We start from the raw sequence: 16,066 nt of genomic DNA on the forward strand, positions 1-16,066 counted from the left end.
TCTGCGGCAGTCATACCGTTCCACGACCCCCGAATACGTTTGAAATAAGCCTTCCGCACTCGCTTCCGCCCCTGTTACCTTATGAACTTGGCCCCCGAAATAGACCGCGGCCCTGTCTTGCAGGGCTTGTTCCGACATGTTGCCGCGGATCGGGACATATACTGAATCACTCCGCGAATCCGTGAGAAGGAGGGAGTCTGATGGCATTTTGGAGCGCGCATGCGCTTGTTCAGCTGATCCGATGGGTGATGTTCGCGCTGCTGACGTTGACGGCGCTGGCTTTCTTTTATACCGCGGTCAGAAGGCGGGTCGATTACATGCGGTTGGGCAAAAGCGTTCAACCCAAACCCCCAGCCTCGCACGATCCATCCGATCCGGAAAACGACGACCGTGACGAAATGCTCCAGATTACGTCCTTCACTGCAGCTGCGGCAGCGGCTTCGGCGGCGGTTCCGCGGTCGGATCGGAGCCTGAATTGGATGATTCAAGTGTTCGGCCATCGCAAGCTGTTGAAAGACATCCGCAGCGGTATCATGCATGTCGTCTTGTTCTATGGGTTCATCGTGCTGCAGTTCGGCGCGGCGGATATGATTTGGAAAGGGCTTACCGGCGCGGCGCTGCCGTACCCGGCGTATCATGCTTTCGTGCTGACGCAGGAAGTGACGGTAACGCTCGTGCTGCTTGCGATTGTGTACGGCGCTTTCCGGAGGTACGTGGAGCGGCTTCGGCGGTTAAAACGGGGCTGGAAGCCGTCGGTGGTGCTGTGGCTGATCGGGGGGCTGATGCTGACCGTGATCTGTACGCAGGCATTTGACCGGCTGCGTGAGGCCGCGCCTCAGGCGGGCCAGGGCCAAACGGCTGCCGTGTATCATGCGGATCGTTCATCGTCGATGGATATGCTGACTGCACAGCCTGTCTTCGTGCTCCGCGCGGCAGACCTGCTGCTTCAGTACATGGCGGCAGAGAAGCTGTCTGCCGCACAGACGTCGGGTTCGGTTTCGGCATCGGTGTCGCTCTATGTTGGATATGCCCCGGTATCTTCATCGCTTGCCGAAGGATTTCGAGAATTAGGCTTAAGCGCATCGGCTGGAACCGTGCTGCATGAGCTGTTTTGGTGGCTGCATTTGGCGCTGCTGCTTGGATTTCTGGTTTATGTGCCGCAGTCGAAGCATTTTCATATTTTCACGGCCCCCGTTAACTTATGGCTTCGGCGACGCACGCCAACGGGCAGGCTGGCACCGCTTGATCTTGAGGATGAGGAGGCGGAATCGTTCGGCGTCGGCGCCGTGGAGCAGTTCAACCGGAAGCAGCTGCTTGATCTCTACGCCTGCGTGGAATGCGGGCGCTGCACGAATGTATGTCCGGCCTCCAGCACCGGCAAAATGCTCTCGCCCATGCATCTCATCGTGAAGCTGCGCGACCATCTGACCGAGAAAGGCGCAGCCATTACGTCGAAATCCCCTTGGGTGCCGGACTTCAGGCGTGTATCGGCAGGAGTGCCGAGCGCGCATGTGATGGCCGGGGCGATGCCGGTATGGGTGCACGGCGAACGGGGAGCGCAGACGACGATCGAGCCGACGATGTCCGCGCAGCGGCAGGCTTGGAATGTCCGCGAGGCTGCGCCGGTATCGGACGTGGCGCTGATCGGGGACGTCATGACGGAGTCGGAGCTGTGGGCTTGCACCTCCTGCCGCAGCTGCGAGGAGCAGTGTCCGGTCGGTAATGAGCATGTCGACAAAATCATCGATATGCGCCGGTATCTCGTGCTTACGGAAGGCCGCGTTCCGGCCGAAGCCCAGCGCGCCATGCAAAATATCGAGCGCCAGGGCAATCCGTGGGGCCTTCCCCGCGGCGAGCGCGCGGCATGGCTGTCAGCCTATGCGGCGGCCGTTCCGGAAGCAGCTCCTGTGCAGACGATGCGCGATGCGGTCCGCAGCGGAGAGCAGCCGGAGCTGCTGCTGTGGGCCGGCACGATGGGCGCGTACGATCAGCGCAGCCGCAAGGTACTGTTCGCCGTCGTTCGGCTGCTGCAGGCGGCGGGCGTACCGTTCGCCGTGCTTGGCGGCGAGGAGAAGAACTCCGGCGATACGGCGCGGCGCCTCGGCAACGAGCTGCTTTTTCAAACGCTGTGCGGGGAGAATGTCGCCACCCTGGAGCGTTACGGGATCCGCCGCATCGTCACCATTTGCCCGCATACGTTTCATGCGCTGAAGAACGAATATATCGATTTTGGGCTTCGTTCAAGCGTTGTGGTGGAGCATCATACGACATTGTTAGCCCGGCTGGTTGCGGAAAGGCGGCTGATGCCCGCTCATACAGTGAAAGAGCGCGTGGTGTATCACGATTCCTGCTACCTGGGGAGGTATAACGGCAATTATGATGCGCCGCGCGAGCTGCTGCGCGCCATTCCGGGCGTTTGGCTGCTCGAGATGGAGCGCAGCCGCGCGAATGCGATGTGCTGCGGTGCCGGCGGCGGCCTCATGTGGATGGAGGAGCGCAGCGGTATCCGCGTTAACGAAGCACGGACGGCGCAGGCGCTGGAGACGGCACCGACGGTCATCGGCTCCGCCTGCCCGTACTGCCTGACGATGATGGAGGACGGCATCAAGGTGCACGAGGCCGAGGATACCGTCCGCGCCCGTGACGTCGCGGAGCTTCTGGCAGAAAGTGTGTTCGGCGGAAGTTAAAGTCGGAAACAGTGGTGAAAGCTGCGGCCCAAAAGCATCGGCAGTTGTTTGCGCCGTGACAAGCGAATCTTTCGAAACAAAGGAGGGAGCAGTGTGGGAGTAGGATCGACACAAGCGCCGATTCGACGCGCGGCTGTTATTGGGTCGGGTGTTATGGGAGCGGGAATTGCCGCTCATTTGGCGAACGCAGGCATTGGCGTGCTGCTGCTGGATGTGCCGCCGGCTGCATTGACGGAGCAGGAATCGTGCGCAGGGGCGACGCTGCAGGACCGCGCCGTCCGCAATCGGTTAGCGGCGGCAAGCATAGCAAGGCTGGCCGCTCAGCAGCCGCCGGCGCTTTACGATAGCTCATTCATCCAGCGGATTACCGCCGGCAACTTGGAGGACGATCTCGGCAAGCTGGGCAGCGTGGACTGGGTCATCGAAGCGGTCGTCGAGCGGCTGGATGTCAAAAGAGACGTTTTCGCGCGCATCGAGTCCGTCGTACGGCCAAGCACGCTGATCACGACCAATACATCTGGATTATCCGTTGCAGCGATGGCGGAGGGGCGAGGCGAGTCGTTTCGGCGGCAGTTTGCCGCGACGCATTTCTTCAATCCCCCGCGGCATATGAAACTGGTCGAAATCGTGCCGGGACCGGATACGACGGCCGAAGTGATTGCCAGTCTGACCGCAATTTGCGAGCGGCAGCTGGGCAAAGGCGTCGTCCGCGCCAAGGATACGCCGAATTTCATTGCCAACCGGATCGGTACTTACGGCATGCTGACGACGATTGCGGCGATGCGAACGTTCGGGCTGAACGTCGACGAGGTCGATGCGCTGACCGGGCCAGCCATGGGCAGGCCGAAGACGGCAACGTTCCGCATGCTGGATTTGGTCGGATTGGATACGCTGCTGCACGTTGTGGACAATGTGCGGGAGCGGAGCGAGGACGCCGAGGAGCGGGAGGCTTTTGCACGGCCGCCGGAGCTGGAAACACTCGTCGCCAAAGGCTGGATCGGCGAAAAGGCGGGAGGCGGCTTTTACCGTAAAATCAAACGTCCCGGCGGGGGCAGCGACATTGAAACGCTCCAGCTGGACACGATGACCTACGCGCCCCGGCAGAACGTCAATTCACCCGTCATCGAAGCGGCCAAGACGGCAAAAGGTACTGCAGGCAAAGTGAAAGCGTTGTTGTTCACGGACCCGAACGACCGGCATGCCCGCTTCGCTTGGCAGGCGATCAAGACGGTCCTGCTGTACGCCGCCCGTCAATTGGGTACGGTCGCGGACACGATTCCGGATATCGACCGCGCGCTGGTATGGGGATTCAATTGGGAGCTGGGGCCATTCGAGCTCTGGGATGCGATTGGATTAGAGCGGTCCGTGCAGCGAATGCGGGCGGAAGGCGACGACATTCCGGCATGGCTGGAGCGCTGGATTGCCGAGGGGAATCGGAGCTTTTACATGGAAGAGGGCGTGCGGCGCTTCTATGTCAGCGAGGGGGATTATCGGCAGCTGGAGGAAGAGGAGGATGTGATTTCGCTTGGCGCGCTGAAGCGCTCGGGCCCGGTCGTTCTTGGCAACTCCGGCGCCTCGCTGCTGGATTTGGGCGATGAGGTGGCGTGCTTGATGTTTCATTCGCCGAACAACGCGATCGGCAGCGATATTTTGACCGCGATCCGGCAGAGCGCGGAGGAGGTCAGCCGAAATTGGCGCGGGCTCGTCATCGCGAATGAGGGGCGGCACTTCTGCGTCGGCGCGAATCTCATGATGCTCCTGATTGAGGCGCAAAACGGCGACTTTGACGAAATCGACGATATCATCTCGTTATTTCAAAACAGCATGCTGCAGCTCAAACGGCTGGATCGACCCGTCGTGGCGGCGCCTCACCGCATGACGCTGGGCGGGGGCGTGGAGGCTTGCCTTCCGGCGGATCGGATTGTTTTCTCGGCGGAGACGTACTTCGGGCTCGTCGAGACCGGCGTTGGTTTGATACCTGCTGGCGGCGGCTGCAAAGAAGCAGCGGCATTGGCATCGGCGCGGGCCGGAGCGGCGGGCGATCTGCAGCCGCAGGTTAATGCGTTGTTCGAGACGATCGCGTTAGCGAAGACATCCTCAAGCGGCTACGATGTCAGCCGTATCGGCCTCATGCGGCCGAACGACCGCGTCATCATCCGCGGCGAAACGCGGGTCGCGGAGGCGAAGCGCATGGTGCTGGCCATGGACCGCGAGGGCTATACTGCCCCGCAAGCGGAGCAGCGAATTCGCGTCGCCGGGCGCGAGGGGCGCGCGGTGCTGCAGCTGGCGGTCGAGGCGATGCGCCTCGGCGGGCAGGCGAGCGAGCATGACGTGCGGATCGGCCGCAAGCTTGCGCATGTGCTCGCCGGAGGCGATGCACCGCCCGGCGCGGAGGTGAGCGAGCAGTACCTGCTTGATTTGGAGCGCGAAGCGTTCTTAAGCCTGTGCGGCGAGCCGCTTACGCAAGCGCGCATGCGCCAGATGTTGACGACGGGGAAGCCGCTGCGGAACTAGATCGTGGGGCAGCGTGCTTGGTCCGCAAAAGCGAGGCAATGGCCTAAAGAGGTCTACCTTAGTAGCCTACATGGAGTGAAAATACGAGGAATTGCCTAAAGAGGTCTACCCAGTAGCCTACATGGCGCGAAAAAGTGAGGAAACGCCTAAAGAGGTCTACTGAGTAGCCTACATGGAGTGAAAATCCGAGGAAACGCCTAAAGAGGTCTACCCAGTAGCCCACATGGAGCGAAAAAGTGAGGAAACGCCTAAAGAGGTCTACTGAGTAGCCTACATGGAGTGAAAATCCGAGGAAACGCCTAAAGAGGTCTACTGAGTAGCCTACATGGAGTGAAAAAGTGGGGAAACGCCTAAAGAGGTCTACCCAGCAGCCTTCATGGAGTGAAAATCCGAAGAAACGCCTAAAGAGGTCTACTGAGTAGCCTACATGGAGTGAAAATACGAGGAAACGCCTAAAGAGGTCTACCCAGTAGCCTACATGGAGTGAAAAGTGGGGAGCCGCCAAAAGAGGTCTACTGAGTAGCCTACATGGAGCGAAAATACGAGGAAACGCCTTAAGAGGTCTACCCAGCAGCCTACATGGAGTGAAAATCCGAGGAAACGCCTAAAGAGGTCTACCCAGTAGCCTACATGGAGTGAAAAAGTGGGGAAACGCCTAAAGAGGTCTACCCAGCAGCCTACATGGCCTGATTCGCCCAGCTCCCCTGAGCACATGGCCTGCTCCAACAGCACAAAAACCTTGACTCAAACCCCAAAGAAGGAGGGATTTTCCATGACCGCGATAAAACATCCGCGGGACGCTGTGATCGTCTCCGCGGTGCGCACCGCCGTCGGCAAAGCGAAGAAGGGCAGCCTCGCCGACACCCGTGCTGAGGATTTGGGCCGCGCCGTGCTTCGCGCGGCCGTTGACCGCGTGCCCGGACTAGACGCAGCCGACGTCGAGGACGTCGTGATTGGCTGCGCGATGCCGGAGGGCGAGCAAGGGCTGAATTTCGCCCGCATCATGAGCCTGTATGCGGGCTTGCCGGTTACGACCCCGGCCGTAACCGTTAATCGGTTCTGCGCGTCGGGGCTGCAGGCGATTGCCTATGCCGCGGAGCGCATCCGTCTCGGCGAGGCGGACGTCGTGCTCGCCGGAGGCGTAGAAAGCATGAGCCATGTCCCGATGACCGGCTTCAAGCTTTCGCCGCATCCCGGCATTGCGGACGGTATGCCGGAGGTGTACATGGGTATGGGTCACACCGCGGAGGAAGTGGCCCGCCGGTACGGCATTACGCGCGAAGCGCAGGACGCCTTCGCGGCGGACAGTCACCGCAAAGCCGCGGCAGCCATCGCCGAGGGCCGCTTCCGCGAGGAAATCGTCCCGCTGCACACGCAGCGCGAAGGCGTCGACGATTACGGCAGGCCATGGACGCGCAGCTTTGTTTTCGAGCAGGATGAGGGCGTGCGCGGCGACACGACGACAGCTGTGCTGGCAAAGCTGAAGCCGTCTTTTGCCCGCGGGGGAACAGTAACGGCAGGCAATGCTTCACAGATGAGCGACGGGGCAGCGGCCGTTGTCGTGATGAGCCGGGAGCGTGCGGAGCGGTTGGGCGTGAAGCCGCTAGCCGTCTTTCGCGCCTACAGCGTGGCAGGCGTTGCGCCAGAAGTGATGGGCATCGGGCCAATCGAAGCGATCCCGAAGGCGCTTGGCCGCGCGGGGATAACGCTGGATCAGGTGGATGTGGTGGAATTGAACGAGGCGTTCGCTGCCCAGTGCCTGCCAATCATTCAGGAGCTGGACATTAACCCGGACATCGTGAACGTGAACGGCGGCGCGATCGCGCTTGGCCACCCGCTTGGCTGCACAGGCACGAAGCTGTCCGTATCGCTGATTCATGAGCTGAGACGGCGCGGCGGGGGTATCGGCATCGTCTCCATGTGCGTCGGCGGCGGCATGGGTGCGGCTGGCGTATTCGAAGCGGAAGCATAAACTACTGCCTATAGTTCCTGTGTCACAGAGAAGGGAGGCAATGAAATGGCTCAGAACAAAGGATGGGGCGGCCGGTTCGTGGTGGAGGACATGGCGCCTAATGCGGTCGTTACGCCGGAGGATTTTACCGACGAGCAGATTATGATCGGCGAAGCGGCGCGTGCTTTTCTCGAGGGTGAGATCCGTCCGCGCGATGCCGAGATCGAAGCGCTGGATTATAAGCTGACGGTGGAGCTGATGCGCAAAGCCGGTGAGCTGGGTTTGCTCGGCGCGGATGTGCCTGAGGCGTACGGCGGGCTTGGGCTTGACAAGGTCAGCTCGACGCTGCTGGCAGAGACGCTGGCGGAGGCATCGTCTTTCGCGCTTTCCGTCGGCGCGCACGTCGGCATCGGCACACTGCCGATTGTTTTCTTCGGCACGCCGGAGCAGAAGGCCAAGTACCTGCCCGACCTAGGCGTCGGCACCAAAATCGCAGCCTACTGTCTGACGGAGCCAGCTTCCGGCTCCGACGCGCTCGGCGCGCGCACGACGGCGAGGCTGACGCCGGATGGCACGCACTACGTGCTGAATGGCTCCAAGCTGTACATCACCAACTCCGGATTCGCGGATATTTTCATCGTGTACGCCAAAGTGAACGGGGATTATTTTACCGCGTTCATCGTGGAGCGGGGTTCCCCGGGCTTCAGCATCGGACCGGAGGAGCACAAGATGGGCATCAAGGGCTCGTCGACCTGCCCGATCTTCTTCGACGATACGCCGGTGCCCGTTGCGAACGTGCTCGGCGAGGTCGGCAAGGGGCATCTCATCGCGTTCAACATATTGAATATCGGGCGCTTCAAGCTTGCCGCGGCTTGCGTAGGCGGAGCGAAGGAAACGATCGGGATTACGGCCAAATACGCCAATGCCCGCAAGCAGTTCGGCCGCCCGATTGCTTCTTTCCCGCTGATCGGCGCGAAGCTGGCGGACATGAACATCGCGACGTATGTGATGGAAAGCATGGTGTACCGCACGGCAGGCTGGATTGACGAGATGCTTCAGGCGAGCGAAGCGGAAGGCGGCGGAACCGGAACCGACGTCGGAGCGGGAGCCAGAGCAGCCAAGGCAATCTCCGAATACGCGCTTGAATGTTCCATCAACAAGGTATTTGCGACCGAGGTGCTGGACTACGTCGCTGATGAGGGTGTCCAAATTCATGGCGGCTACGGCTATATCAAGGAATACAAAATCGAGCGTATCTACCGCGATTCCCGCATCAACCGCATCTTCGAGGGGACGAACGAGATCAACCGGATGCTCATTCCAGGCACGCTGATGAAGAAGGCGCTGAAGGGCGAGCTGCCGCTGCTGCGCAAGGCGCGCGCGCTGCAGGCGGAGCTGCTGCAGCCTATGCCGCTTCCGGCGTTCAGCGAGCCCCTTGCCAAGGAAACGTACCGCATCGGTCAGGCGAAACGGACCTTTCTTGCGATCGGCGGCCTAGCCGTCCAGAAGTACGGGCTTGCGCTGGAGCAGCAGCAGGAAGTGCTCTGTCTGCTGGCGGACATGATGATTCAAGTCTTCGCCATGGAGAGCGCCGCTCTTCGCACCCGCAAGATGCTCCTTCGTGCCGACCCTGCCGCGGCGGCACGAACCCGGAACGCCGTCGAAATGACGGTCGTCTTCGTCCAAGAAGCGATGGAGCGTATCGACCGCTACGCCAAAACCGCACTGGCTGCGCTGGAAGAAGGCGATGCCCTGCAAACGCAGCTTGCCATACTGAAGAAGCTGATGCGGGCGCCGATCGTCGATACGATTGCGATCAAACGCGGCATTGCCGCGCGCGTGATCCGCAGCCAACAGTATACGCTGTAACCCCTGCTTCCGAAGCGGTTTTGCTTTTTTTGCCTGAACGCCTGCTACCCCAAGACTGCAAAACGTTGAGGAGGCGACGAGATGGAACAACCGCAGGCTTGGCCCTGGCTGCGCAGTTATCCCGGCGAAGTTGCGCCGTCCGTGGACATCCCGAATATGAGCATTAGCGGTTTGCTGCTGCAGGCTGCAGCCAGCTACCCCGCTAACGAGGCGCTGCATTTCTTCGGCAAGACCTACACCTATAAAGGGCTGTTGGCTGCAGCCCAGCGGATGGCCGCAGGGCTGCAGGCGAACGGCATTGGCAGCGGGGACCGCGTCGCGATCATGCTGCCCAACTGTCCGCAGGCCGTTATCGCTTATTTCGGCGTCCTGCTCGCGGGCGCAGTCGTCGTGATGACGAACCCGCTCTATGTGGAGCGGGAGCTGGAGCATCAACTGAAGGACAGCGGCGCGGCAGCGATCGTGACGCTGGATTTGCTCTATCCGCGTCTTGGCAGAGTGAGAAGCGATAAGCCTGAGGAAGGCCCGGTCCCGCAGCTGCGCAAGGTAATCGTTACATCCATTCAAGATGAGCTTCCCTTCCCCAAAAACATCCTCTTCCCCATCAAGCAGCGGCGCACAGGACATCACCCTCAGATTCCATACGGCAAGCATGGCGTGACGCGGATGGCTTCCTTCCTTGCCAAGGCGCCAAAGCTGCCGTCCGAAGTGAAGCAGGATCCAGAGAAGGACGTCGCTCTGCTTCAGTATACCGGCGGAACGACAGGACTTGCCAAGGGCGTCATGCTGACGCATCGCAACCTCATTGCGAACGCCGCGCAGTGCGCGGCTTGGTTTTACCGTGTGCAGGAGGGAAAGGAACGCTTCCTGGCAGCGCTCCCTTTATTCCATGTGTTCGGTCTAACGGTCATCATGAACCTGTCCGCGCTCAAGGCCGGCACCATTATTCTGCTGCCCCGCTTCGAGCTTGCGGCTGTGCTGAAGGCGATCCGCGACGAGAAGCCGACGATCTTCCCCGGCGCCCCTACGATGTATATCGCGCTGCTCGGCCATCCGAGCGCGAAAAAGTACGACCTGTCCTCGATCAACGTATGCATCAGCGGCTCCGCGCCGCTCCCGCTTGAAGTGCAGACGCAGTTCGAAGCCGTTACCGGCGGCAGGCTGATTGAAGGCTACGGCCTGACGGAAGCGGCCCCGGTCACGCATGCCAATCCGCTGTGGACGAAGCGCAAGATCGGCACGATCGGACTGCCGCTCCCCGGCACGCTCGCCAAAATCGTAGATATGACCACGGGGGAGGAGCTGCCCCTCGGGGAGGTGGGAGAGCTGCTCATTCAAGGCCCGCAGGTCATGCAAGGCTATTGGAACAAGCCGGAAGCGACGGCCGCCGCGCTGCGGGACGGCTGGCTGCATACCGGCGATCTGGCGACAGTCGACAGCGACGGTTTCTTTACGATCGTGGATCGGATCAAGGACATTATCATCGCAGGAGGCTTTAATATTTACCCGCGCGAGGTGGAGGAGGTGCTGTATGAGCATCCCGGCGTACGGGAGGCGGCCGTCATCGGCGTGAAGGATCCGTACCGCGGCGAAACGGTAAAAGCGTTCATCGTCCTGCGCCAGGACGTGAGCGTCTCTTCCATGCAGCTTGACCGCTGGTGCAGGGAAAGGCTCGCCGTATTTAAGGTGCCGCATATGTACGAGTTCCGCACGGAGCTGCCCATGACGATGATCGGCAAGGTGCTGCGCCGCAAGCTGCAGGAGGAAGAGGAGCTTGCCGCTTCGGGTGACGGTGATCGGGGAGGGGGGACATGACTACAGGAGATGCAAACCGGCCGTCTGACGACATATCCGCGTTGGAAGCGCTGGAAGCGGAGGCGAAGCGAACATTCTGGGGGTATCTGGGCTGCGAGTTGATTGCATCGGAGCGGGGCAAAGCGGTCATTGGGCTGCAGCTTCGTCCGGAGCACCTCAACCTGGCCGGGATTGTGCACGGCGGCGTGCTGGCTTCGCTGCTCGACAATGCCATGGGGCTTGTCACGATTCTAGAATGTCCGGGTGAGCGGACGGTCACAACGGGGTTGAACGTCCACTATTTGCAGAGCTCGTCGGAGGGGAGGTTGACCTGCGAAGCCGTGCTGCTGCACAAATCTCGGCGAACCCTTACGCTTGAGGGGCGTATTGCCGATAATAAAGGCGAGCTCCTTGTATGGGGAAGCGGAACGTTTCGCCGAGTAACGTAATTGTAATATGTTACATTTATGCAGTAGTCTGTCCGCTGCATTGAAAGCGGTATCCCTTTCCTCTATAATTAGCCTATATATGGAAATTCAGCTAGAGGGAAGGGAGGGCGCATGGTGGTTAGCCCTTGGATAACGACCGCGGTCATTTTATTCGGCATCATCGTCGCAATCGCAGGTGTTATCGCGTATTTGCGTATGTATAAGAGCAGTGCCTGGTCGGCTACGACGGCGCGCCCGCAGCAATCCGACGGGTCCGGCACGGATTCGACAGACAATGACAAAACATGATTTTTTAACAAATTAAATATGGTGTTCGCTTTTATATCCATATTTAAAATGTTATAATTAATTGATAAATTCGAAAATTCGATTTCGTTGCTGCATCAGAAGCTTTTGGACTCACCTTTCAATCATATGGATCGTTCAACACCAAATGGGTTAAGCCGCGATTGATTCTCAACCGTGCGCGTTCTCGTACAGTAAATGTTAGAACCACCAACCGATGCTAGGGAGGGGATTTCATGGCGAAACGCAGCCATAATGAAGTCAAAGAAAGCCTCATGGAACTAACTCGCATTTTTCAACCCAAGGATTCGAAGAAATTCGTCAGAGACTACATCCGCAAATACCGCATTATGGGCGGTTATGAAGAGGAACTGACGCTGTTGGTCGAGCATGAGATGGGACGTCTCCGCTCATCGGTCAGCTAATATAATAGTGAATAAGCCTTGCCCGGTACGATAGGGACAAGGCTTTTTTGTTTTTCGGCTTCCTCATGGCTGCGCTGCGGCCGCATAAGCAGGGAGGAGTGGCGGATGATTCAATATAAGACGATCGATGAGATTGGAAAGATGCGTCAAGCCGGACGCATTGTTGCGGCCTGTCATCGTGAGATCGGCATGCGGATCAAGCCCGGCGTCACGACGCTTGAAATCGACCGGTTCGTAGAGGGATATATGCTGAAATGCGGCGCGCGTCCGGTCCAGAAGGGGTACAAAGGGTATCCGTACGCGACATGCGCCTCTGTCGGCGAGGTGGTCTGCCACGGGTTCCCGCAGGATGCGCCGCTCCTTGAGGGCGAGCTGGTGACGATCGATATGGTGGCGGAGCTGGACGGCTGGATGGCCGACTCTGCATGGACTTATGCGGTCGGCCGGGTCGACCGCGAGACGCAGCGCCTGATGAACGCAACGAAATTCGCGCTCTATCAGGGCATCAAGAAGGCTGTTGCGGGCAACCGAATCGGCGATATCGGCTATGCGGTGCAAACCGTTGCAGACGGGGAGAAGTACGCCGTCGTCGAAGCGTTCATCGGACACGGGATCGGGCGCAGGCTGCATGAAGATCCCCAAGTGCATCACAGGGGCAAAGCCGGTACTGGGAAGCGGCTGCGGGAGGGCATGGTCATTACCATCGAGCCCATCTTCGTGAGGGGCTATCCCGACATAACCATCGATGCCGACGGCTGGACAGCGCGGACCTTCGACGGCTCTTGGGGCGCCCAGTATGAGCATACGGTAGCGGTCACGAGCAGCGGGCCGCTTATTTTAACGGATTAACTGGAAGGTACTCGCGGCTGCTGCATGGACATGCGGTACTGACGGGGAGTGACACCCGTCTTTCGCTTGAACAGCCGGTTAAAAAACTTGATGTCCTGATAGCCGGACCGGACCGCGATTTCGACGATGCTGTCCGTCGTCTTCAGGAGCAGGCTGCAGCAGAGATCGATGCGCGCGCTCTGCACGTAATCAAGGAACGTGGTACCCGTCGCTTTCTTGAAGCTGCGCTGGAACTGGCGTTCGCCGATGCCGAGCCGCTCCGCGATATCGGCTGCATGAAGCGATTGAGCGCAGTTGGCCTCGATGAACGCGAGCTGCTCCCGCATGCCGCTTGAGGCATGACCGGCAGAATGAGCGGGTTCTTGTGGGGGCAGGTCTGCGCCCATGCGGCGGTACAGCAGCACGAGCAGCTCGATAGCCGCGGCGCAGAGTGCGGCGGCAAAGCCTGGCTCACGCGCGGTGAATTCCCGGTGGAGTTTATGGAACAGGCGCAGCGCTTCTTCGCCGCGGTCGTGGAGGTGAAACCAGGCTTTGAGCGAATTACGCCCCCGGAAGGCTTCCGCGATTTGCGGCTCGGCGCGGATGCCTTGGAGGAGCGTCTCCAGCTGTTCGGCGGTCAGGATGCAGTTGTACATCACAAGGGATTGACCCTGCGCCGCCGGACGGAAGACATGGGAGAGACCGACTGGGATGAAGAACAGGTCGCCGCGCGCGACGGGCATCTGGTCGGATCCGATATAATGGACGCCGGTACCTTCGGTAACCAGGCAGATCTCAATGAAATCATGCGCATGCATGCGCAGCTCGAACGATTCGTAAGCGCGATTGATATAGAGCGGCAGATGATCGTTGATGAGTGAGGCGTAGGGCAGAAGCCGTTCGCCATAAGAGAAATGCGAATTTGCGGTCATGTGATTACCGTTTTTCATATCCGGCTCCCTCCTCGTTCTAGGCTTATTATAGCGAATCCCTGAGAAGCGCACATGTTTCCAGGCAAACTGGTCATAATAGCCAAAACAAAAGGAGGTTTTTCCCATGTGTCAAGCGATTTCCATTACCGCGCATGCTTCCGAGCTGACGGATCGATTCGAGCTCGGCAATGTCCTGTTTCATACGTCCAACCGGTACGAGATTCATCCGACAGAATCCATTTCCGCGATCTATGCGGGCAAACAAGGGCGGGTGCTCGATGAATTCCGCTGGGGGATGGTGCCCTACTGGGCAAAGGATTCTGTACGCATGGACAGCTTGCAGCTGTTCAACAAGCCGATCTATGACCGAATCGCCGACAAGCAGCGCTGCATCATTCCGTGCAGCGGCTTCTACGTGACACGGATGGAAGGCAAGGAGGAGCAGCGGATCAAGCTCACGATGCGCAGCGGAACCTTCGCCATTGCGGGGCTCTACGATGTGTTCAGCCCGGCATCCGGCGAGGAGATGCGCACCTGCACGATGCTGATGACGAAGGCGAATACGCTCGTCTTGCCATACCAGGCGCAGATGCCCGCGATTCTGGAGCCGGAGGATATTGAAGGCTGGCTGACCCGCGGCGTTCGGACGCCGTTTGAGCTGAAGGGCATGCTTCGGATGATGGATCCCATGCGGATGATCGCCATTCCGCTCGCGCAAACCGGCGACTCGGACCTGGAGTTCGAGGCGCAGCGCACGGAGATGGTTTAAAAACAGCCGCTGCGCATCATTCGCCATACTCGCCGACGCCCGCCAGGCGGCGGCTAACAGCCGGATGCAAGCCGTGATCGACCCATACAGAAACAGGATGGAGCAGGTAATAACACCTGTTCCATCCTGTTTTTGTTTCTTAGCCGATTCATATCGATTCAGAAGCTGCGCCTTATTCATCCTCGGGCACGGGCACCGTCCATTCGTATTTGAGCGGAGGAATCAAAAAAGAGGAGCAAACGCCCCTCTTGGATGGAGTAAATAGCGCTATGCGGTTGTTTTGCGGTCCTCTGGCTTATACGGTACGTGCGGGCGGCGGCATTAGATCTTGGAGAGCTGGTCGAGATAAGCGCGAAGCACATCGCGTTCAAGGACGAGGCTCATATATTTGCCTTCGCGGATGCTGGATACGAGGCCCGCGGTTTCCAGCTCCTTCAGATGGTGGGAGATTGTAGCGGCGCTCACCTGATGGGTGACGTGCAGCGCGCTGCACGGAAGCGGCTCCGACGAGGCCCCGATTTCCTTGAGCATTTGGTATCGCCGCGGTTCGGCAAGGGCACGGGATATCCTTGAGAACTGCTGGTCGGATAGGGAAGTCATAAGGGTCGTCTCCTTTACTGAAAGTCAGGGTCCGTTATTCATAATTGGAACATAATCATACCATATTCGCTGCGGAAATTCTTCATCAGCGGTTCCCCCTACTCCAGTCCAGAGCGCTCCGCGATGACGTCTGAAGGCAGCTTGCCGACAATACGCTTAAAAATCCGGTTGAAGTACGAAGGATCGCTGTATCCGAGATGCTCCGAGATATCCTGAGCCGTCAGCTGCGAATGGCGGAGCATATAGTGGGCGGTCTTCATTCGCCTGCGGTGTACATATTCGCTGATCGTAAGTCCGGTCACCTTGCGGAATAAGGATGCCGCATAGTTAGGGCTGACGTTGATGCAGCCGCCGAGCTCGATCTTCGTGATTTTGCTGCGATAGTGATCCTCGATATAACGCTTCATGACCTCGATATGGTGGATGGAAGAAGGCGGCTTCTCGCCCTCATCGAACTCCCGGCTGATCGTCACGATAAGCTCGGTGAGCAGCGCGGCGCACATGACGGAGAAATAACGATCCCGGTCCGACCACTGCTCCACGATGTACAACAGCTTCTCAAGCAGCAGCTCCGGCATATGCGTAACCCAGCGCAAGGGCGTACGCCTGGCAAGGATGGGCAGCAGCCGGACGGCCGCGGAGGTAGCGGGACTGAAGCGGACGACGACGCTTTCGCGGATGCTTCCAGACCCGCGCAGTTCAGCGGCGGGGAGACCGGCGGGGATGAGCAGCAGATCATTCTTGCGGCATTGCATCAGCTGCCCGGCTATGCGATAGCTCGTTTGGCCGAATCTCACCCATACGAGCGTAAAGCTGTCGCTTCCGAGCACAGCCTGCTCGCTTCGAAGGATACCGCGTTCCTGCCGGATATCGAATATATCAAACATAGGCAGCCATCTGCCCCCTGTTCTTCATCGTACTATTTTACAACCACTGTACTATAGTACATCGCGATTGCGCAAT

General features: G+C 59.3%; 13 protein-coding genes. 10 read left to right on the forward strand and 3 right to left on the reverse strand.

All coding sequences use genetic code 11. The features are described from left to right. Window positions 1-200 precede the first annotated feature (200 nt). From KXU80_RS21730 to map, 9 genes are all read left to right on the forward strand, one after another. Window positions 201-2,687 (forward strand): (Fe-S)-binding protein, encoded by a 2,487-nt coding sequence (locus KXU80_RS21730; RefSeq protein WP_258171096.1) that lies wholly within the window; start codon window positions 201-203, stop codon window positions 2,685-2,687. A gap of 153 nt (window positions 2,688-2,840) precedes the next feature. After that, the gene (locus tag KXU80_RS21735; protein WP_219839159.1) at window positions 2,841-5,201 is read left to right on the forward strand and encodes a 3-hydroxyacyl-CoA dehydrogenase/enoyl-CoA hydratase family protein; all 2,361 of its coding nucleotides are present in this window, start codon (window positions 2,841-2,843) and stop codon (window positions 5,199-5,201) included. 772 nt (window positions 5,202-5,973) lie between these two features. Beyond that, window positions 5,974-7,173 carry an acetyl-CoA C-acyltransferase gene (locus tag KXU80_RS21740; RefSeq protein ID WP_219835235.1) on the forward strand — a complete coding sequence of 400 codons (1,200 nt, stop codon included), beginning with the start codon at window positions 5,974-5,976 and terminating at the stop codon, window positions 7,171-7,173. A 45-nt stretch (window positions 7,174-7,218) separates the two neighbouring features. Continuing rightward, window positions 7,219-9,021 carry an acyl-CoA dehydrogenase FadE gene (locus KXU80_RS21745; protein WP_219835238.1) on the forward strand — a complete coding sequence of 601 codons (1,803 nt, stop codon included), beginning with the start codon at window positions 7,219-7,221 and terminating at the stop codon, window positions 9,019-9,021. An 81-nt stretch (window positions 9,022-9,102) separates the two neighbouring features. Beyond that, entirely contained in the window at window positions 9,103-10,836 is a 1,734-nt protein-coding gene (locus tag KXU80_RS21750; protein ID WP_219835241.1) for a long-chain-fatty-acid--CoA ligase, read from the forward strand. Then, window positions 10,833-11,264: a PaaI family thioesterase gene (locus KXU80_RS21755; RefSeq protein ID WP_219835244.1), complete on the forward strand. Its 432-nt coding sequence runs from the start codon at window positions 10,833-10,835 to the stop codon at window positions 11,262-11,264. The genes KXU80_RS21750 and KXU80_RS21755 overlap by 4 nt, the downstream gene beginning before the upstream one ends. A gap of 111 nt (window positions 11,265-11,375) precedes the next feature. Beyond that, window positions 11,376-11,552, forward strand: a complete 177-nt coding sequence (locus tag KXU80_RS21760; RefSeq protein ID WP_219835245.1) for a hypothetical protein — start codon at window positions 11,376-11,378, stop codon at window positions 11,550-11,552. A 233-nt stretch (window positions 11,553-11,785) separates the two neighbouring features. Continuing rightward, a complete protein-coding gene (locus KXU80_RS21765) occupies window positions 11,786-11,974 on the forward strand; it encodes a hypothetical protein (protein WP_219835246.1) in 189 nt (62 codons plus the stop codon). Window positions 11,975-12,079: 105 nt separating this feature from the next. After that, window positions 12,080-12,823: a type I methionyl aminopeptidase gene (gene map, locus KXU80_RS21770; RefSeq protein WP_219835251.1), complete on the forward strand. Its 744-nt coding sequence runs from the start codon at window positions 12,080-12,082 to the stop codon at window positions 12,821-12,823. Here the strand turns inward: map and KXU80_RS21775 are convergent. Continuing rightward, entirely contained in the window at window positions 12,820-13,752 is a 933-nt protein-coding gene (locus tag KXU80_RS21775; protein WP_219835252.1) for an AraC family transcriptional regulator, read from the reverse strand. The genes map and KXU80_RS21775 overlap by 4 nt on opposite strands. Window positions 13,753-13,858: 106 nt before the next feature. Between KXU80_RS21775 and KXU80_RS21780 the strand changes: the two genes are divergently transcribed. After that, window positions 13,859-14,503, forward strand: coding sequence for an SOS response-associated peptidase (locus tag KXU80_RS21780; protein WP_219835253.1), 645 nt, complete (start codon window positions 13,859-13,861; stop codon window positions 14,501-14,503). Window positions 14,504-14,824: 321 nt separating this feature from the next. Here KXU80_RS21780 and KXU80_RS21785 read toward each other — a convergent pair whose 3' ends face one another. Both KXU80_RS21785 and KXU80_RS21790 read right to left on the reverse strand, forming a co-directional pair. After that, complete coding sequence (locus KXU80_RS21785) at window positions 14,825-15,103, reverse strand: ArsR/SmtB family transcription factor (protein WP_219835255.1); 279 nt, start codon at window positions 15,101-15,103, stop codon at window positions 14,825-14,827. A 98-nt stretch (window positions 15,104-15,201) separates the two neighbouring features. Next, the gene (locus KXU80_RS21790; protein ID WP_219835256.1) at window positions 15,202-15,990 is read right to left on the reverse strand and encodes a helix-turn-helix transcriptional regulator; all 789 of its coding nucleotides are present in this window, start codon (window positions 15,988-15,990) and stop codon (window positions 15,202-15,204) included. Window positions 15,991-16,066: the final 76 nt, after the last annotated feature.

The sequence above is a fragment of the Paenibacillus sp. R14(2021) genome, assembly GCF_019431355.1.
In the GTDB taxonomy this organism is placed as follows: Bacteria; Bacillota; Bacilli; order Paenibacillales; family Paenibacillaceae; genus Paenibacillus_Z.